This window comes from Streptomyces fildesensis (assembly GCF_016107395.1).
Taxonomy (GTDB): Bacteria; Actinomycetota; Actinomycetes; order Streptomycetales; family Streptomycetaceae; genus Actinacidiphila; species Actinacidiphila fildesensis.
The window spans coordinates 1-208 of the sequence record NZ_JAAIKO010000462.1; the positions used below are offsets into that span (position 1 = coordinate 1).

The window sequence follows — 208 nt, forward strand, 5'->3', positions numbered from 1 at the left end:
CTCTGCAGTCACAAAATCAAAATCATAGACAGCATATCGACACTCATCAGCAGGAAGACTTGCAGTGAAGTCTTCATAGCTTTGAGCAGGCTCGCCAACCTTTTCCACGACAACTTGCTTTTGCTTCTCCTCAATCTTGAAAACTATAGAGCGGTAGGTTCTTTTTGCCTTCAGCTCCAAAAATTTTAACTTGCAGTCATCATGCACA

The 208-nt window shown here is 42.3% G+C and carries 1 protein-coding gene; it reads right to left on the bottom strand.

From position 1 onward, the window contains the following. Positions 1-207 (bottom strand): hypothetical protein (locus C6N31_RS47635; protein ID WP_498063747.1); only part of this gene is annotated, 207 nt, incomplete at its 3' end. Position 208 lies beyond the last annotated feature (1 nt).